The 19,727-nt window shown below is 34.8% G+C and carries 18 protein-coding genes; 6 read left to right on the top strand and 12 right to left on the bottom strand.

The window, feature by feature from the left end; genetic code table 11:
- Positions 1–73 precede the first annotated feature (73 nt).
- From ACFQ1K_RS07915 to ACFQ1K_RS07955, 9 genes are all read right to left on the bottom strand, one after another.
- A complete protein-coding gene (locus ACFQ1K_RS07915) occupies positions 74–2,593 on the bottom strand; it encodes a PIG-L family deacetylase (protein ID WP_320556375.1) in 2,520 nt (839 codons plus the stop codon).
- Positions 2,594–2,740: 147 nt separating this feature from the next.
- A complete protein-coding gene (gene corA, locus ACFQ1K_RS07920) occupies positions 2,741–3,823 on the bottom strand; it encodes a magnesium/cobalt transporter CorA (RefSeq protein ID WP_320556374.1) in 1,083 nt (360 codons plus the stop codon).
- A 3-nt stretch (positions 3,824–3,826) separates the two neighbouring features.
- Positions 3,827–4,360 (bottom strand): mechanosensitive ion channel domain-containing protein, encoded by a 534-nt coding sequence (locus ACFQ1K_RS07925; protein ID WP_320556373.1) that lies wholly within the window; start codon positions 4,358–4,360, stop codon positions 3,827–3,829.
- A 41-nt stretch (positions 4,361–4,401) separates the two neighbouring features.
- Complete coding sequence (locus ACFQ1K_RS07930) at positions 4,402–5,325, bottom strand: septum formation inhibitor Maf (protein ID WP_320556372.1); 924 nt, start codon at positions 5,323–5,325, stop codon at positions 4,402–4,404.
- 32 nt (positions 5,326–5,357) lie between these two features.
- Positions 5,358–5,948, bottom strand: a complete 591-nt coding sequence (locus ACFQ1K_RS07935) for a Maf-like protein (RefSeq protein WP_320556371.1) — start codon at positions 5,946–5,948, stop codon at positions 5,358–5,360.
- 1 nt (position 5,949) lies between these two features.
- Complete coding sequence (locus ACFQ1K_RS07940) at positions 5,950–6,876, bottom strand: geranylgeranylglycerol-phosphate geranylgeranyltransferase (protein WP_320556370.1); 927 nt, start codon at positions 6,874–6,876, stop codon at positions 5,950–5,952.
- Between the two features lie 9 nt (positions 6,877–6,885).
- Entirely contained in the window at positions 6,886–7,200 is a 315-nt protein-coding gene (locus ACFQ1K_RS07945) for a FeoB-associated Cys-rich membrane protein (RefSeq protein WP_320556369.1), read from the bottom strand.
- Positions 7,201–7,203: 3 nt separating this feature from the next.
- A complete protein-coding gene (locus ACFQ1K_RS07950; RefSeq protein WP_320556368.1) occupies positions 7,204–7,737 on the bottom strand; it encodes a KdsC family phosphatase in 534 nt (177 codons plus the stop codon).
- The gene (locus tag ACFQ1K_RS07955) at positions 7,724–8,485 is read right to left on the bottom strand and encodes a Rossmann-like and DUF2520 domain-containing protein (protein ID WP_320556367.1); all 762 of its coding nucleotides are present in this window, start codon (positions 8,483–8,485) and stop codon (positions 7,724–7,726) included. The genes ACFQ1K_RS07950 and ACFQ1K_RS07955 overlap by 14 nt, the downstream gene beginning before the upstream one ends.
- 127 nt (positions 8,486–8,612) lie before the next feature.
- On the opposite strand from ACFQ1K_RS07955, the gene mscL reads away from it, so the two are divergent.
- The 4 genes from mscL (at position 8,613) to ACFQ1K_RS07975 (ending at position 14,363) form a co-directional block, all read left to right on the top strand.
- A complete protein-coding gene (gene mscL / locus ACFQ1K_RS07960; protein ID WP_320556366.1) occupies positions 8,613–9,062 on the top strand; it encodes a large conductance mechanosensitive channel protein MscL in 450 nt (149 codons plus the stop codon).
- A 103-nt stretch (positions 9,063–9,165) separates the two neighbouring features.
- On the top strand, positions 9,166–12,435 hold the full coding sequence (gene ccsA, locus ACFQ1K_RS07965; RefSeq protein WP_320556365.1) for a cytochrome c biogenesis protein CcsA: 3,270 nt from the start codon (positions 9,166–9,168) through the stop codon (positions 12,433–12,435).
- A 72-nt stretch (positions 12,436–12,507) separates the two neighbouring features.
- Positions 12,508–12,696 (top strand): hypothetical protein, encoded by a 189-nt coding sequence (locus ACFQ1K_RS07970; RefSeq protein WP_320556364.1) that lies wholly within the window; start codon positions 12,508–12,510, stop codon positions 12,694–12,696.
- Positions 12,697–12,956: 260 nt separating this feature from the next.
- On the top strand, positions 12,957–14,363 hold the full coding sequence (locus ACFQ1K_RS07975) for an MATE family efflux transporter (RefSeq protein ID WP_320556363.1): 1,407 nt from the start codon (positions 12,957–12,959) through the stop codon (positions 14,361–14,363).
- Positions 14,364–14,412: 49 nt separating this feature from the next.
- Here the strand turns inward: ACFQ1K_RS07975 and ACFQ1K_RS07980 are convergent, their stop codons facing one another.
- Positions 14,413–15,150, bottom strand: a complete 738-nt coding sequence (locus tag ACFQ1K_RS07980; protein WP_320556362.1) for a bacteriorhodopsin-like — start codon at positions 15,148–15,150, stop codon at positions 14,413–14,415.
- A gap of 90 nt (positions 15,151–15,240) precedes the next feature.
- On the opposite strand from ACFQ1K_RS07980, the gene ACFQ1K_RS07985 reads away from it, so the two are divergent.
- Both ACFQ1K_RS07985 and ACFQ1K_RS07990 read left to right on the top strand, forming a co-directional pair.
- A complete protein-coding gene (locus ACFQ1K_RS07985) occupies positions 15,241–16,125 on the top strand; it encodes a Brp/Blh family beta-carotene 15,15'-dioxygenase (protein ID WP_386134060.1) in 885 nt (294 codons plus the stop codon).
- 46 nt (positions 16,126–16,171) lie between these two features.
- Complete coding sequence (locus ACFQ1K_RS07990; protein WP_320556360.1) at positions 16,172–17,317, top strand: trans-sulfuration enzyme family protein; 1,146 nt, start codon at positions 16,172–16,174, stop codon at positions 17,315–17,317.
- Here ACFQ1K_RS07990 and ACFQ1K_RS07995 read toward each other — a convergent pair.
- Together ACFQ1K_RS07995 and pckA are read right to left on the bottom strand one after the other, a co-directional pair.
- Positions 17,298–17,990, bottom strand: coding sequence for a DUF2490 domain-containing protein (locus ACFQ1K_RS07995; protein WP_320556359.1), 693 nt, complete (start codon positions 17,988–17,990; stop codon positions 17,298–17,300). The two genes, ACFQ1K_RS07990 and ACFQ1K_RS07995, sit on opposite strands and share 20 nt — an antisense overlap.
- A gap of 93 nt (positions 17,991–18,083) precedes the next feature.
- The gene (gene pckA / locus ACFQ1K_RS08000; RefSeq protein WP_320556358.1) at positions 18,084–19,721 is read right to left on the bottom strand and encodes a phosphoenolpyruvate carboxykinase (ATP); all 1,638 of its coding nucleotides are present in this window, start codon (positions 19,719–19,721) and stop codon (positions 18,084–18,086) included.
- Positions 19,722–19,727: the final 6 nt, after the last annotated feature.

The following is a 19,727-nucleotide window of genomic DNA, read 5'->3' on the forward strand; positions in this document are numbered from 1 at the left end:
CAATAAGTACTACAGTGTACATTTTCTCCCATTTTTGTTTTGGTTGTGGTTGGTTTTGCATATGAATCAATGATTAGTTTTTAAGTGTATTTGTGTCATCTTTACCAGCGGATAATAAATTGGCGAATAACCTGTACGCTCCAGAAACTCCAGCAGGAAATTCCCTAAAGAAGCTTAATCCAGTATAAATATAATTTCCTTTTCCGTATTTGGCTACCAAGAGGCTTCCTTCTTTTGAAGTTTCTCCTTTATCATTCATGGCAAGAAGTGACGTGAATTCCTCTGACCACTGGTTTGGGAAGTATAAACCACGTTCTTGTACCCAGCCTTCAAAATCTTGAGAAGTAATTTTGTTTGGGTAATTTAATAGAGGATGATTTGGTTGGAGAATGGTAACTTCTGCACCCTCATCAGTAACCCTGTCTCTCGATAATTGCAAGTCGTATGGTGCTATATTCTCTGTTTTAATCCCTCTACTCGTATTATACTGAACAATTAGGTTACCACCTTCTTTTACATAATCTAATAAGAAGTTTTGTTTGAATTTTAGTTCATCCAAAATATTGTAGGCTCGGATGCCAACAACAATAGCATCAAAATTGACTAAATTATCTGTAGAAATTTGTTCTGGCTTTATAATAGTAACATTGTAACCGATTTGCCTTAGACTCTCAGGGACGACATCACCGGCACCTTCAATATAACCAATATTGTTGCCACGCTTGTCAATATCCAAACGAACGACCTTACTCACGCTTGGCATTAAAACGGTTTGGTGAGGTATATGACTGTAATCTATTTCAATAAGCTCGTCTGTGTAGTATGTACCATTGATATTTACCATTGGTGTTATAAGACCTTCGCTTTGTCCTTTGGGCGGATACACAGAAAAGATGACTTTTTGTATGTCGCCTTTGTTTACTATTTCAATTTTTTGTTTTTCTGGATACACATTCCAATCATTAGGATAAGCTAGTTGCACATAGCCTTCTACAGCATCGCGACCTGATTTTACAGTAACTTCAATATCCTTTTGATGGTCGTTATCAAAAATGAAAACTTTATCTGAGATGCTTGCCGTTACTTCCGGTATAATCTCAAAGGGTCTGTAAAGTTCACCCTTATCTGGCTTGGAATATCTATAAACAACTGGTTTAGTTATTGTAATAGGTGTTCCTTCAATGTTGAGATTAAAATCTACTGAGACCGCTCTCGGTGTTTCAGGTTTTCCAATCCATTCAGGATTGTCTACGTGATACATGCCAAGTGTACTTTTTTTATTTAACCAGTATGGAGTAGTATAATGACTGTTCTTTGGTATGGTGATACCTTCGTTAAAATTAAACTTTTGGTTTTCTGACATGTCTATTTGTTTAGAAATATCAGTTTTTAATGTTGACAATTTGTACGATATCAAATTAATATCGGCTGAACTTCGATTTAAAGCTTCAATAGTTAAGCTTACCGTAGAATTTGGTGCCGCATGTGGTGTGTTTGCAGATGCCTCTAAATATAAACCGGCACACGCTTCGATTATGGTTAACAGTTCTTTGGTTTTAATTGTTTTCCAATGGTCATTTTTTACATTTTGAAGTAATCTGTAAGCTTGTAATAATTGAGGCAGGTGAAATGCTGGATTCTTAAAGTTGAAATTTTCTTCTACTTTTTTCAAAATTGAACCTATAGCGTTTCCTCCTTCAATACGATTCCATGAAGTGTCTATTCCAGCAAAAACAGAGTTATTGCCATCTAAAGGCTCTCCTTTTAAGAATTCGATATATTCTTGTTGTGTACCACGTTGTGATAAACGACCAAAGCCTTGACACAGGTGCTGACTACTGGCTAAAGCGGCGACTTCATTATTAGACAGGCCTTTGCTAGGATAATATACGCCAATGTCAAAATTCAGCATATTACTTTTATCGGCTTCTTCAAATTTTTCTTGACTACCATAGAACCACCATGAAGTATTAAAAAAAATGCGCTTAGGTTGCCAGATATCGGTATACTGTAACTGTGATGGATATTTTGAATTATCATTTGCCAAATCAAAAGCCTCCAGACTCAGCATTGCAGAACTGGTATGATGTCCGTGGGTTCTTCCTGGGGTTCTATGGTCAAAACGATTTATGATAACATCTGGTTTAAAGTTCCTAATGGCCCAAACCACGTCAGCAAGCACCAAATCTTTATTCCAAATACTAAGGGTTTCATCAGGATGTTTAGAATAGCCAAAATCATTGGCGCGTGTAAAACGCTGCTCACCACCATCAATGCGTCTGGCGGCTAACAATTCTTGAGTTCTAATTACACCGAGTAGTTCTCTAATTTCTGGACCAATAAGGTTTTGACCACCATCTCCTCGAGTAAGTGATAGATAAGCTGTACGAGCTTTCACTTGGTTAGACATGTAGGAGATCAGACGTGTATTTTCATCATCCGGATGTGCGGCAACATATAAAACAGACCCTAAAACATTAAGCTTTTGAATGGCTTCATAGATTTCTGATGAATTGAGTTTTTTGGGTTGTTGGGCTTGTAAAGAAACTAAGCTACCTAATAAGATACATAGGTATAGTTTTATCTGACGCATGTTAAATTAGTTAGTTAGCTATCAAATATAAAAAAGTAACTAAGTAATAGTTTTACTTTTAGGTTTTGTTTAACGTTGAAAATAGTTTTTCATTCTTTATAGTAGTGTATAGTAATATTAATAGTAATAGTATTTCTGTATTGATCGTTACAACCACTTTTTCCTTTTAAAATAATAAAGCATGGCTAAAAACATAAGAATCATTAGACCCAAGAGTACAAAATAACCATAGCGATATTTTAATTCTGGCATATGTTCAAAATTCATCCCGTAGATTCCGGCGATAAAGGTAAGAGGAATAAAAATGGTAGCTATAATGGTGAGTACCTTCATCACTTCATTCATCCTGTTGCTAATGGTTGTCATATACATATCCATTAAACTCCATATCATTTCACGATAGATATCAATATTTTCAGAGACTTGAATTAAGTGGTCGTAAATATCCCTATAAAATGTAATTGTGCGCTTGTAAATAAAGGGATGATCTCCTTTTTCTATACGATTAATAATTTCACGAAGTGGAAAAATAGCACGACGCACTTTAAGGATTTCCCGCTTTAATTGTTGCACTTCTGCATTTATCTCTTCTTTGGCGTTGCCTGAAAATAATTCGTTTTCTAAATCTTCAATTTTGTACCCTAAGGTTTCTATGATACTAAAGTAGTTATCTACAATGGCATCAATGAGCGCGTACATTAAATAATCAGACTTTAATCCTCTAATTCTGCCATTAGCCAAACGTAGGCGTTCTCTGATGGAACCAAACACATCTCCTTCGGACTCTTGGAATGTGAGTACGTAATTTTTACCTAAAATGACACTGACTTGCTCTATGACAATATTTTCTTCATCGTCGTAATACAACATTTTAAGTACAACAAAAAGATAATCCTCATATTCATCTATCTTTGGACGTTGAGAGGTGTTCACAATATCTTCTAAAACCAATGGGTGCAGGTCGTATTGCTTACCAATATCCTCAATTTTATCGGTATGTTTAAGTCCGTCAACATTGATCCACGTTACAGAATCAGTTTCTTTGTAGTTTATCGCATCTTCGATATTTAATAAGATGGATTCTTCAATATGATCTTTGGTGTAATCAAAACATTCAACTTGAAAATCCTTATCAGATTTTTTTCCGGTATAGATAAGCGTGCCTGGTACTTGACCAATATGTTTCTTAGATTCCTGGGTACGCTTTTTTCTTAATCGTCTTTTAATCATAGTTTAAAGAATACTGCTATCGTCCAAAGCATCTTTCTCCATTAAAGTTACAGCTTTTTGAAGAATTAGGTTGTTCGGGTAGGTCACTAAATCTCCATTATCTTCTCGTAGAATCAATTGAAATGCTCTGATATCTTCTATAATAGCCTCAACAGGATAATCCTTGTCATGTATCTTTATCTTATCTCCAACTTTGTAAGGAAAGGAAAAAAACATAATGACACCAGAGGTTACATTGCTTAATATAGACCAAATTGCAAATAATGCGATACCTATTACAGCAAACACAGAAGAAAATACCAAAGTGATATCGCTAGTTTTGGCGCCAAGAATAAAGGCCTCAATTAGCAAGGCCAAAAGTACTAGTGTCACAGTGACATATCGTCCTATTAAAGCAGCTCTAGCTTCGGTTGTTCCGCTTTTTTTGCCAATTTTTTTTACGGCAACAACAATAATTGCCCTGATGACGAATAGAATGACGAGCAGAATTAACGTGTAAATAATTTCAGATTTATGAGCCTTAATGATATCAATCATAGTAAGAAATAGTTGGTATTTGTACAAAGGTAATTAATAATCTATTCCAACTTTAATGAGGCTCTTAAGTTTTTGTCGGCATTACTATTCTTATTCCAATACGCTGATTTAATAGTTTCAAGCCTCGTCGCTTTTGTGGTTAATGTTTTGGTAGAAGCGCCAAAACCACTGGTCGTTGATTCTTCCCAACCTAAAATATCATAAGGGAATTCTGGATTGAATTTAATCTTTAATGTTCTTTCTAGTTCCAAATAGTTAATGGTATAAATACCTTCTTTCATGCTCGCAAAAGCATTATAAGCTTTCAATTCTTCATGTTTTAACCTTGTGAATTCGAGAGAAGGAACAATATCAATGTCACCAATCGGTAATGTATAAGGATCTATTCTTAGTTTGGTCCATAGCTCATTTTCGGTCCATGTTTTTTCAATGCTAAACTGTTGGTCGGCTTCATTTTGAAAATAGGAGTGTGATGATATTTCAAATGTATTACGATTGTTTAATTGTGTGTAAACATGACCACACCATTCTTGTATTGAAGCTGAAATTTTAATAGCATGCTGGTCATTGGCAACCGGATAAAATGTACTCTGCATAATAGAATATGGATAAATCCCAGTATTGAATTTTTTAGTGGTATTTAGTTTTAAAACTGGGATGTTAGATTTGTTATAACTTTCTGCCTTAACTTGTACTTCCGGTAAAAAATCTTCGGTTACGAAAACTAAAACAGCTTTACCATCCCGTATTTCACCATATCTAGCCTGTTCTAACTTATAAGAGGTTATTTCCGCTTCACCTGCATACCAATAGTCTTTAAATATACTAGTGAGATTTGTTTTTGGCTGTTTTAATTCAACTTCCGGGCGCAGTACTTCCGAGACTTGAGAGGTTGTTTCAACTGCTTCTTTACAGCTTTGCAGTGTTAAGGCTAATAATGGAATTATTAAAAGTAACTTTTTCACAAGAAATTGTTTCTTACAAAGTTACAATCCGACTATCCCTTAACAATGGCCTTTAACGTTTCATAAAGTAAATGCGTTGGGAGTCCTACGACGTTATTGTACGACCCGTCAATATTTGTAATTCCGATAGCCCCAATCCATTCCTGTATACCATAAGCTCCTGCTTTATCTAAGGGTTTATAGGTATTGACATAATACCAAATTTCTTCATCTGTTAGAGTTTTGAAAGTAACTTTGGTTGTTGTGTTTACGATTGTTTGCTGTGAATTCTGGGTAAAACAAATTGAGGTCATTACCTCATGGGTTTTGTTACTTAAGGTACTAATCATTCTATGCGCATCATCTTCATCCTTAGGTTTTTCTATCGCTTTACCATCTAACCAAACTATGGTGTCGCTAGTGATAAGAATATCTTTATCATTGAGCTGTTCCTTAAACGCTTCTGCTTTTAATTTTGATAGATAATCAGTAATTTCAGTACCCATTAAATGACTGGGATAGATCTCTTCAACAGGTTTTAGTCGTACCTCAAAATCTATATTCATAGACTTTAAAAACGAATGCCGTCTTGGTGAAGCCGAAGCCAAAATGATGTTGTATTCTTTTAATTGTTCATTAAGCATTCTACTTTAATATAAATGGATAGACAAGCATGGATAGCATGCCAGTTAACATTACCAATTTTAGTACATTGCCAATGTGCTTGTAATGAGATGGTTGTTCTGCGCTAAAGATTTTAATAGTCACATAAATTATCGGGGCGACCACAAAAATTAAAAAGTAACCAACAAGTATTTGTTGCTTAAAAAAGTTATTCACCACATAATACACAACCGAAAATAGTGGTATTAAAGACAGTATAAATGCAACTTTATTTGCGCGTTCTCTACCAAGAACTATAGGCATGGTTTGCATACCAACCTTATGGTCACCATTAATATCTTCAATATCTTTTATAACCTCCCTGACAAGATTTATTAAAAACGCGAAAATAGCGTAGTCTCTTATAATTTCTAAAAAGGTCATGTTTGGGACATTGTTCAGAGAGTTCATCGATGGAATCAACTCAAAAATACCAACGACCATAATACTTAATGCCACGACAATTGAAATTACAATATTACCAATCAAAAACATTTGTTTTAGAGCTGTTGAATAGATGTACAACAATGCAGAACTAATAAAGAATATGACAAATAATGTAGCGTAGTTAACATGATAGGCCAGATAAAACCCAAGGCCAACACCGATTATATTGCATAGCATAAAATAGGTGTAGCCATCTTTTTCAGAAATAAATTTATTAATAATGACCTTATTGGGTTTATTTACCTTATCGGTTTCAATATCATATATATCATTAATAATATATCCGCCTGCTGCAATACAAAGTGTGGCAATTACCAATAGTGCAAAGGTGAAAGGGCTTAATGCCGCCGTTACACCATGACTTTCGTTAAAGGGCAGAAGTAGGGCATATTTAATTAAGATTTGCACTAGGGCAATCATGATAAGATTTTTCCAACGGATAAGATTAAGAAAATGAATCATTATTATTGATTAATGAGATAGTATTTGATTGATTAGATAATAGGTAATATAAGCAACAATAGCAAAAACGATAAGGCTTATAACAACTGTTCTTCTGAATAGTTTCCGTTCTTGCCTGCGTATTTTGTTTTTTATTTTTTCCTTATCAGCTTTAGTAAGATCTCTATGCATGAACTCCATTTCGTAGTGGAGATGTGCTTCCAAGTCTAGTTTTTCTTTATAGACAGAAAAAGGTGTGCTTGTTTTTTGGTTAAAGGTAGATTGATTATTCCCAAAACCTATATAACCAAATCCAGTGCTATGTCTTCTGCTTCTACGAGCCATGAATTAATCGTATTTAGCATCAAAATTACCATTCCATTTGTTATGGACTTTTAAAACTTGCTCAATTACATCTCTGGCAGCACCTTGACCACCCTTTTTGTGCGAAATATATTTTGAAATGGCTTTAATTTCTGGCGCAGCATCTTGTGGACAGCAAGGTAAACCCGCAAGTTGCATCACAGGATAATCAGGGATGTCGTCTCCCATGTAGAGGACTTCAGAGGTTGAAATGTTTTTCTTATTTAAATAATCGTTGAGTTGCTCAATTTTATTGTGTGCTCCTAAGTAAATATCCTTTACGCCTAAGCCTTGAAGACGTTTACGAACCCCTTCGTTTGAACCTCCTGAAATCACACAAACATTAAAACCAGCATCTACAGCCGTTTTAAGCGCAAAACCATCTTTAATACTCATTTTTCGCAGCATTTCTCCAGAGGTGGTGATTGTGACTGTGCCATCTGTTAGTACACCATCTACATCAAAAATAAAGGTGCTGATATTGATGAGGTATTCTTTGTAGCTTTTATCGTTGTCCATGTGTTTTTTTTATTGAAGCGGTTAATAATTCGTAAATGGCCTTATGCTCTTCGTTTTCCAATAGTTTTAAATGCCGCTTAATTGTTTTTTTGTCGTTGCGTTTTGCTGGTCCTGTTTGTGCCATGTATGGTGACATATGCTGTACCTTTCGGGCAGTTTCCATGATTAAGGGTTTTAGAATATCAAAATTTATGCTCTTGGCATCAGAGATTTCATGAGCAATTCTATACAATTGATTTGTAAAATTATTTACAAATACAGCCGATAAATGCAGAGTTTGGCGTTGCTCAGTAGTGATTTTGTATGGTGTGCAACCTAAAGCTTCAGCTAAATCCTTCATAAACTGAAGATTCTCTTTCTCAGTCACCTCAATGCAAATTGGGATTTCACTAAAATCCAATTCAGCATCTTTAGAAAAGGTCTGTAAGGGATAAAACACAGCACGTTGGTTTTTTTTGTCTAAATCATGAATAGAAACACTACCGGAGGTATGTGCTACCAATCTGTTTTCAAAAGGTAAAGCTCTAGAAAGTGAAGCACTACTATCGTCGCTGACTGCCATTATATAGATGTCAGCGTATTTAAGTTGATTCAAGTCATCTATACAATCTACCTCATTCGCATAAGACGATATGGTGCTGTAAGTACGATTGTACCACTGCTTAACAGTAACATCTTTAGCATCATTAAAAGCTCTATATAAATGAGATGCCACGTTACCAGCTCCTATGATTGTAACAGTTATCATGCTGTAAAAATAGGCAACAATTACTTTAAAAAAAATTGTGGCTGTCTATCTTTCTGTAGATGTATATTTATACTTTGAATAAAAAGGAATTAAGAGAATTTAATCAACCATTTAAAACACTTGAAAAATGAAACTCCTAAAAGAATTTAAAGAATTTGCCGTTAAAGGCAACATGATGGATATGGCCATTGGTATTATTATCGGTGCAGCATTTAATAAAGTTATTGATGTACTCGCTAAGCAAGTCCTTCTGCCACCCTTATCATTATTATCCGATGGGGCAAATTTTCAGGATAAAAAATTAATTTTAAGAGAAGCTCTTCTTGATACTTCAGGTGCTGTTATAACAAGTGAAGTTGCTGTGGAATATGGCGCTCTGTTTGAAGTCTTTATAGATTTTATAATCATTGGCTTTACGGTGTTCATTGTTGTAAAGGCAATGAATCGTTTAAGAAGCAAAGCTCAAGATACAAAGGATGAAACGGTAACCACGCCAAAGGATATAGAATTGTTATCTGATTTAAGAAATTTAATGGAAGAGCAGAACAGACTTCTCAGATCAAAGGTTTCAAAATAATTGAATGCATATTAAGGAATTTTAACGCTATTGATAGCCTAAAAACAAAGTAAAAACTTTAAAAAGCATTATCTTTGACGCGCTTAAAAAAGCCCTTAAGACTATGCAAAAGAAAATCGCAAACTTTCTATTTTCTACCAAACTGACTGCTGTTTTATTTATCCTGTTTGCCATAGCAATGGCAGTAGGCACCATTTTGGATAGAAATATGGATACCTCGCCTACACCATATACCAGAACTTTAATTTATAACGCATGGTGGTTCGAGACCATTATGGTCTTTTTTGTCATTAATTTTATCGGAAATATTTCAAGATATAAACTACTCAGAAAAGAGAAATGGTCTGTCCTTATCCTACATATATCTTGGATACTGATTATTGTTGGTGCTGCGGTAACAAGATATATTGGTTATGAAGGGATGATGGCTATAAGAGAAGGTGAGACCGAAAGCCAGTTCCGTTCCCAAAAAACTTATATCAGCGGAAGAATAATTGGTGATTATGAAATTGGCGGACAATTGCAGCAGCGAAATATCATGGAAGAGGTCGATTTTTCTCCACGTTTAGATAATGACTTTGAAAGGACTTATGACTATGGAGGAGATCAGATTACTTTCAGATTAATAAAATTTATTAAGGGTGCTGAAAAAGATGTTGTGCCCAACGACAATGGCAAGAGTTATCTGAAAATTGTAGAAGCCGGAAATGGTAGCCCTCATAATCACTTTTTGGAAGAAGGACAAGTATCTCGTATGCACAATGTTCTTGTGTCTTTAAATAAAGAGCAAGAAGGAGCTATAAACATTTATAATACAGATGAAGGTTTGTTTATTAAGTCACCTTTTGAAGGTGAGTATATGACCATGGCTACAGGACAAACTAGAAAGCTAGTCAAAGATAGTTTACAGCCTTTAGCCTTAAGGTCGCGATACGTGATTGGCAATATGCAATTGGTTTTCCCTAAACCAGTTGTAAAAGGTGTTTTTGATATCGTAAAAAAACCAACCATTTTAAAAGGGGATGACGACGGAGTAGTACTCGAAGTTTCTGCAAATGGAGAGACTAAAACGATCAACTTGTTAGGAGGTCAAGGGATTTACAACCGAATGGAAGAAATAGAAGTGGGCGGACTAGAGGTAGCCTTACGTTATGGGTCTAGACTAGAACAACTTCCTTTTGAAGTTAAGCTAAACGACTTTATTGCCGAAAAATATCCTGGTACCGAAAATGCCTATTCCTCTTATGAAAGTAAAGTAACCGTCTTAGACAAGGAAAAGGGAGACTTTGATTATCATATTTACATGAACCATATCTTAGATTATAGAGGGTATCGATTTTTTCAGGCCAGTTTTGATCCCGATGAAAAGGGGACTATTTTATCTGTAAATCACGACCGTTGGGGAACCTATATTACATATGCTGGATATATGCTATTGTACTTTGGGTTACTGGCTATTCTATTTGCTAAAAACACCCGATTTGACGACATAAGAAAGCGTCTGAAAAAACTAAAAGATAAGAAGGTGAAGATGATGACAATGCTTCTTTTATTAGTAAGCATTAGTGGTTTTGCTCAAGAGCATACACAGAATGATGGTCATGATCATGTAGAAATGCAGCAACCATCTAAGGTACAGATAGATTCCATATTAAGAGCTAATATTACTCCTGTTGAGCATGCCGAAAAGTTTGCCCAAATGGTTATACAGGACTATAGCGGTAGGATGATGCCAATGCATACATACGCATCCGAAGTTTTACGCAAATTAAGTAAAAAGGATACCTACGAAGGATTTACGGCAACACAGATTTTCCTTTCCATTCAAGAAAGTCCTTTATTATGGTACAGCGCACCTATTATCTATTTAAAACCAAGAAAAGCAGATTCTATAAGAACGATAATTGGAGTGGATTACGATCAAAAATATGTGAGCTTGCTTGACTTTTTCACATCAAATGGGAGAAATAAATTAGGGCCATATATTGAAGAGGCATTTAAAGCCCAGGTTCCCAATGGTTTTCAGAAAGAGGTCAAAGAAGCTTATGGAAGGCTTAGTTTGTTATCTGATGCGATAGAAGGCCGTTCCATAAAAATATTTCCTGTTCCCAATGATGAAAATAATACTTGGATTTCTTCCTTAGAGTTTAGAGAAGGTAACTATCGCGAAAAGATTAAGGATACCTTGTATGGTAACTTTATTAATAATGGGTTTAGCTCGTATTTAGTACGTTTAAATAATGATAAGACCACTGGTGATTTCACAAATTCCGAAGCGTTACTAGAGGCCATAAAAAAAACACAACAACGCTATGGTAAAGAGGTGATGTTGTCTGATGAAAAAATAGAATCAGAGATTCTTTACAATAAATACGATATTTTTAAGCGTTTATTTAGTTGGTATTTGTATGCCGCTACTTTTCTATTTGTTTTTATAATTCTCAATATATTTTATTATAAGAGTAAGCTCATTACCATTTTAGTAAAATCATTTGTTGGAATTGTCTTAGGCTTATTTGTTTTACACACTTTAGGTTTAATTTGGCGATGGTATTTATCTGGACATGCTCCTTGGAGTGATGCTTATGAGTCCTTAATTTATGTTGCTTGGTCTTTAATGTTGTTTGGTTTGTTACTAGCTTACAACAGAAAGCTCGGTTTTAAAAAGTTGTCATTAGCTTCATTAATACCATTCTATGGGTTGTTTGAAAAAAAATCTTCTGATTTAACCGTTGCGGCTTCAGCATTTGTGACTTCAATGATACTCATGATTGCCCATTGGAACTGGATGGATCCAGCAATTGCTAACCTTCAACCAGTTTTACAAGGGTATTGGTTAATGATCCATGTTTCAGTGATTGTGGCAAGTTATGGCCCCTTCACTTTAGGAATGATACTAGGTTTAGTAGCGTTATTATTGATGATTTTTACCAATAAAAAGAATAAAAAACGAATTGAAATTAATATCAAAGAGCTTACCATTATCAATGAAATGGCATTAACTGTAGGTTTGATCATGTTAACTATTGGTAACTTCTTAGGTGGTATGTGGGCTAATGAAAGTTGGGGACGTTATTGGGGCTGGGATCCAAAAGAAACTTGGGCCTTAATTAGTATTATGATTTATGCGTTTGTAATACATATGCGCTTGGTGCCTGGATTACGTGGACGTTGGATATATAATTTAATGTCTGTGTTGGCGTTTGGTAGTATTTTAATGACCTATTTTGGTGTTAATTTTTATTTATCTGGTCTTCATGCCTATGCCAGTGGTGATCAAATCTTGAGTTTTCAGTTTATAGCCATTACACTATTAATCATTGCGATAATTGCATTTTTAGCTTTTAGGAAGTACAAAATTTATTATAAATAATCTTTTTTCCATTTCGCTGTCCTAAGCATCATAAATTTTCATAACTTAACCTAATTAAACTAACCATTTAAGATGAATTACTTCAAAAAATTAGGAACTGCCAATCTGCTGATGCTTATTTTATGTGCAGTTATAATTCTTGTAGCTGAGTACTTATTTTTAACCGGAGATCAAATGCATGGTTTATTTGTTGGTCTTTGGGCACCTACTTTGTTGGGTGTTATGATCTATTTAAAGCTTGTAGACCATGGTAGCAAATGATATCGTTTTGTGGTTTTCTGTTGTTGTCATTGTCTTAGTCGCTATCTGGGCTATACTTATGATTAGAGCTTACAATAAAGCTAGTCGTAATGATTAAGTTTTTAAATTAATTCTATATTTTTCAGAAATAATGCGCATATTTGCGCTATTATGATTGCCTAATTTACCCTTCGGATAAAAATCGTCACTACTTCATGTGATGTAAATATGCTAAACGTATAGTCATGTTTAGCCATAATTAATCTTATGTTTTTATAGTTATGCAATCCAAAAAAGTTTCAATCCGAGAATTTTTCAAATATTTAAAAATTGCTATTTCTGGTAAGGAGCAAGAATTTACCTCAGGTAGTATTCGCAAAGCTGTTTTTCTATTGTCTGTTCCAATGATTTTAGAAATGTTGATGGAATCTATCTTCGCTATTGTAGATATTTTTTATGTATCCCAAGTTAGTGTTAATGCTGTTGCAACCATAGGTCTCACAGAGTCCGTCATTACATTAGTTTATGCAGTGGCTATAGGTTTAAGCATGGCGGCCACTGCTATTGTCGCTAGGCGAATTGGTGAAAAGGATAGGGAAGGTGCTTCTCAAGCTGCTGTACAGGTTATAGGTCTTGGCATCATTGTCGCTGCCATTATAAGTATTTTCGGAATAATATTCCCCAAGGAAATACTGCAATTAATGGGAGGAGAGCCCGATTTAATTGCTGAGGGTTATGGCTATACCCAGGTTTTGTTAGGAGGTAACGTTACCATTATGCTGTTGTTTTTAATCAATGCTATTTTTAGGGGAGCAGGTGATGCCTCTATTGCCATGTGGGCTTTAGTTTTATCGAATGGACTTAACATTATATTGGACCCAATTTTTATTTTTGGGTTTGGACCAATTCCGGGATTTGGTGTAGAAGGAGCTGCAATTGCCACTACAATTGGTAGGGGAACAGCAGTTGTATTTCAACTTATGGTTTTATTCTATGGTTGGAGTAAAATTAAGGTTGGTGTTAAGGATTTAGTACTCCGGGTAGCGGTAATGGTGAATTTGATAAAAGTTTCTTTAGGAGGTATTGGTCAGTTTTTAATTGGAACCTCATCATGGGTATTCTTAATGCGTATTATGAGCGAATTTGGTAGTGAGGTTTTGGCGGGTTATACCATTGCTATACGTGTTATGATGTTTACTATTATGCCAGCTTGGGGAATGAGTAATGCTGCGGCAACCTTAGTTGGACAGAATTTAGGAGCTAATCAACCTCACAGGGCAGAGGCCTCAGTCTGGAAAACAGGAAAGTACAGTGCTTTTTTTATGGGATTTGTTTCTGTTGTTTATCTCATTTTTGCACCGCAAATTATAGCATGGTTTACACAAGAGCCAGAAGTGATAAAAAATGGTGCACTGTGTTTGAGAATTATTGCAGCCGGATATGTGTTTTACGGTTATGGTATGGTAATCATCAATGCCTTTAATGGTGCTGGTGATACCAAGACACCAACTTGGATCAATTTTATTTGTTTTTGGTTGTTCCAATTACCTTTAGCCTACATTACAGCGTTGGTTTTAGATATTGGACCTTTGGGTGTGTTTTTATCTATCACATTAGCTGAAGTTCTTATAACAGTAATTGGTCTTATTTGGTTTAAAAAAGGGTATTGGAAAACGATCAAGGTATAAAAAAAAGCCACCAACTGGTGGCTTTTGTATTCTTACTTATATTAGAAAATTAGGCTTCAACTTTAGAAGATGCAACTGTTGCTAAGTTATAAACAACAAGCCCAAAACCTATTTTATTTACAGCGTCACCAATGTTATAAATAACATCCATGTTTAACCCAAGACCTGCTAAACCATCATACCATCCTGGAGTTCCAGCCATATAGCCTAATGGATATATTGCCCAACCTACCAATACAAACCAACAAAGCGTTTTGTGCGCCTTCAACACTTCACCACCAGCTTGTTCTGCCAGTTTTTTGGCTTCACCAAACCAAATCATATATACAATAACAAAGTAGGCAATACCAGATACTAAGCCCCAAAACCAAGCTTGGTCTCTGTAAACGGCCTCACCGAAATAACCTGTTACTAACATTATCACAGAAAGTGCAATTAACTTCCACATTAAGGACTTTTTAGCACCTGCCACTTTTAGTATGAGGTAAAATTCAACACACATCAATGGTACTGTTAAAACCCAATCTACATACCTAAAGAATGTTGGGGATTCCGCATTTGCAGCCCAATAATCTCTCATGTACCAATAATGCACAGCAGCAATAAAGGTAATCAATCCGGATACTAGAATTGAGGTTCTCCATTTTTTATCAAAATTATTCATTGATAAAAAGAAAAAGGCTGAAGCAGCCATCATTGCCATACATCCAACAAAGAATGTAAAGCCTACGTAATCGTCAGTTGCGATTTTCTGCACTCCGTCGATAAAAATGGTTAGTAATTTCATATCTAATGTTTTATTGTTTAATCAAAAATAAAAATAGTTAAACAAAAAATGTTTAAAATTTTCATAAAAAAATTAAACAAAAATAAATATATGTACCTTTATATTATGAAATATCCAATTTTTAATTTAATTATCACGGTATTTTTACTTTGGTTAACCATTCAGATTGGTAGGTCTTCTGAAGAATATTTATCATACTTTTTTATTCTTACCATTGGGATTATGCATGGCTCCAACGATATTTCTTTGATTAACGTCCTAAAAACCAATAAAAAGAGATCTTACAAGTTTCTTCTTATATATATAGCGTTTGTTATTTTCGCTATTCTAGCATTTTTCCTTTTTCCTTTTTTTGCATTACTGTCTTTTGTTTTTGTAAGTTGTTATCACTTTGGGGAACAGCATTACCATCATTTAATGAAAAAGAGAAATACCAAATCATTACTCTTCTTTATTAGCTATGGCTCCTTGATTTTTGGTCTCTTGTTTTATTTTAATTATGATGCCACGAGTGCCATAATTTATGAACTAACAAATGTGACACTTAGTGAACAACAATTTTTGTATTTCCTTATAATAGGTGGTGGAGCTACGATACTTACAACACTTCTTAACCGGACTAACTTTACATCTGAATTCAATTATTTTCAGGAACTATTTTTAATTGTTTTATTTACCTTACTGTTTCAATTAGCCAGTCTGCTTTGGGCTTTTGCTATATATTTTGTAGTGTGGCATTCCTTACCTAGTTTAATGGATCAGATTAAAATGCTTTATGGTGATTCCAGCAAAATAAATTTTATCAATTACATTAAATCTTCTTTTATTTATTGGTTGGTTTCAATTTTAGGATTGGTAATGTTATACCTTAGCACAAAGTATTTTGATATTAATTTCATAACTATATTCTTTGCGTTCTTGGCAGCCATCACTGTACCACATGTTATTGTGATGTATTTTCTTAACAAGAATTGAATATTGAAATGCCAATGTAAAATATCTTATTTCTTATTTTTATAGAATGAAAAAATTAGGCTTAAACACCATTTGTACCCATATCGGTGAAGTAAAGGACCAACAGTTTAAAGGTGCGGTATCTCCCATATTTTTGAGTTCTTCATATGAATTTTTAGACGTTGATGTAAAACGATACCCACGCTACTTTAATACACCAAATCAAGAATATCTAGCAAAGAAAATTGCTGCTTTAGAACATGCGGAGGCTGCTTTAATTTTCGGGTCGGGTATGGCAGCGATTAGTCATATGTTTTTGGCTTTTCTTCAAAAAGGAGACCATTTGGTAGTTCAGAATACTTTATATGGTGGAACGGTTAATTTTATTAAAGAGGAATTTCCAAAATATGGTATAGAATATACATTTACAAATGGCTACAAGGTTGAGGATTTTAAAGCGGCTATTCAACCAAACACAAAGCTTATTCATATTGAAACACCTTCTAATCCACTATTGACAATTACCGACATAAAAGCGATAGCTAAGCTAGGGAAAACTATGAACATACTTACATCCATAGATAATACATTTGCTTCACCCGTCAACCAAAACCCAATAGATTTGGGTATTGATATGGTCATGCACTCGGCGACTAAATATTTTGGTGGTCATAGCGACATCTGTGCAGGTGCTGTGGCAAGTTCACAAGTACATATAGACAAAATTTGGAACATAAGTAAAAATTTTGGTGGAAGTCTAAGTGATATGACGGTCTGGCTATTAGAACGTAGCATGAAGACCTTAGGCTTACGTGTAAAAGCACAAACTAAAAATGCTATGAAAATGGCAAATTGGTTGAACAAGCATCCAAACATTGCCAAGGTCTATTATCCGGGATTAAAATCCCATCCAGAACATCAATTGGCAAAATTCCAAATGAAAGGCTATGGTGCTATGTTGTCTTTTGAATTGGTAGATGGTCTCGATGCCTATCAATTTCAGAAATCACTAAAACTTATTAAGTCTTCAATGAGTTTAGCAGGAGTAGAAAGTACGGTTATTTCACCCCACTTAACATCTCATGCCCTTTTAACCCAAGAGGAACGTGATCAGGTGGGTATAAGTAATCAATTGATCAGGTTTTCAGTAGGTATTGAAGATATTAAAGACTTAAAAAGGGATATTGATAATGCTATAGCTGCGCTAACTTAGATTTTGCCTTCCTATTATCAGTTTTAAAGCTTATACCAACTTGTATTCTATTAAGATTATTTTTACGAATATGCTGTTTTAAGTAACCGATTTGTAATTTAGAGTGGCTGCTAACTTTAAAGCCAAGTCCTGTATAGAACCTATTTTCGTGAAATGCCTGGTCTTGAAAGTTTATAAAAGGTTCTTCAGATACATTAATGAAAATCGTTTTGCTAAGATCATACTTAAAACTTAGGCGATATCTAAATCTATTTTGAAGCTCATTTCTTTCTGAAAAGTCTAAAAAACGATGCTCTAGTCTTGCTCTATGTTGAATATGTAGTTTGGATTTTGTTTGGCTAATAGTATACTGTTCATAAACACGGTGTTCGTGAATGTTAGGTTGATGGTCAAATTCAAAAACTGTATCGATATCTAAGTAGGCATAGGCAACTCCAAATGTTTGACTATCTTTTAAATGATAATTTCCTCTGAGTGAAATATAGGTGAGATTATAATTCGATGACGTTTCGTAAAGACGCAATTCTGCCCATGGGTCAAGGCTAAATCGCTCGCTTAATCTGTGATGGCTGCCATAAGTGTACCAAGAACCCAAATGGTTTTCTGATGGCTTTTGAGCCATTACAGAGGTTATAATTAAAGTTATAAATACAAGTGAAAGTAGAATTCTCATTTTGATTTAGACTCTATTCATTTTGAGAATTAATATTCAGTGAACTAATGAAAAAGAGGAGTTCCATAAGAACTCCTCCTTGTCATGGAAATATTAAACGTGGTCGTTTAATTGATGGTGTTCATCAATTAAAGGACCTCCTTCTATAATTTGTTCAGAAGCTTCACTTATAAACTTCTCAAAGTTTAAGTGGAAAGAGTGTGCTAGTTGAATAGCTTTACTTATATAAGCTCCTTTTTGTAGCCAAGTATTCATAGGATCTAACATTTCTGAAGGTACATTAGGGATATATTTTGGCATATATAATCCAAAAATAGGATGTTGTTCATAATCAACATTATCTAATTCACCATTAAGAATAGCAGTAATCATTGCTCTTGTATATTTTAGTTTTATACGAGATCCAACACCGTAAGGTCCGCCACTCCAGCCTGTGTTAAGTAACCAAACATTTACACCGGCTTCTTGCATTTTATCGCTTAACATTTCGGCATATTTAGTTGGGTGCAATGGCATAAATGGTTCGCCAAAACAAGCAGAGAATGAAGGGACTGGCTCAGTTATACCAGCTTCTGTACCTGCTACTTTAGCCGTATAACCAGAGATAAAGTGGTATGCAGCCTGACCCGGAGTTAGCTTAGATACTGGAGGTAAAACACCAAAGGCGTCACAAGTTAAGAAGAAAATATTCTTAGGGTTATCTGCATAAGATGGTTGTTGTATATTATCTATATGGTAAATAGGATAACTAACACGTGTATTTTGAGTAATACTGCTATCTTCATAATCAACTTCCCCATTGTTTTTGAAAATAACATTCTCTAAAATGGCACCAGGTTTAATGGCTCTGAAAATATCTGGTTCTTTTTCTTCAGTGAGGTCAATAACTTTAGCATAGCAACCTCCTTCAAAATTGAAAATTCTATTTTCAGCAGTCCAGCCATGTTCATCATCACCTATTAGCTTTCTGTTAGGATCGGCAGATAAAGTGGTTTTACCAGTTCCTGATAATCCGAAGAAAATAGCGGTTTCACCATCGTCACCAACGTTTGCAGAACAGTGCATTGGTAATACGTTTTTATCAACTGGTAAGATCATGTTTAGCGCAGAGAAAATACCCTTTTTAATCTCGCCAGTATAGGCAGAACCACCAACTAATGCTATTTTCTTTGTGAAGTTAAGTATTGAAAAGTTACCTTGTCTTAAACCATATTTTTTTGGTTCTGGACATTCATAACCAGGTGCACAAAGCACTAACCAGTCTTCTTCAAATTTTTCTAATTCTTCATCAGTTGGTCTTAAGAACATGTTGTAAACAAACATATTGGACCATGGGTACTCAGTTACGGTTCTAACACCCATTCTATATTTAGGGTCAGCACAAACGAAACCATCTCTAACGTATATTTCTTTACCACTTAGGTAGTTTTCGATTTCGCCTTGTAGATAATCAAAATTCTCTGGAGATATCGCTTTATTTGTTTTTCCCCACCATACTCTATCTTTGGTGTAATCATCTTTTACTAAGAATCTGTCCTGAGGTGAACGTCCTGTGAATTTACCTGTATTAACAGCTAGTGTGCCATTTGCAGTTTCTTTGCCCATGCCTTTTTCAACGGTAATGGCTTGTAGTTCTTCTGGGGAAAGATTCCAATGTGCTTTGGTGTCTTTCAGTCCGTACTTTGTAAGGTCTCTAGTTTTCATAATCGGATCTTTTAATAGTGTTTCCATGAGTTA

The sequence above is a fragment of the Winogradskyella aquimaris genome (genome assembly GCF_042676105.1).
GTDB lineage: Bacteria > Bacteroidota > Bacteroidia > Flavobacteriales > Flavobacteriaceae > Winogradskyella > Winogradskyella aquimaris.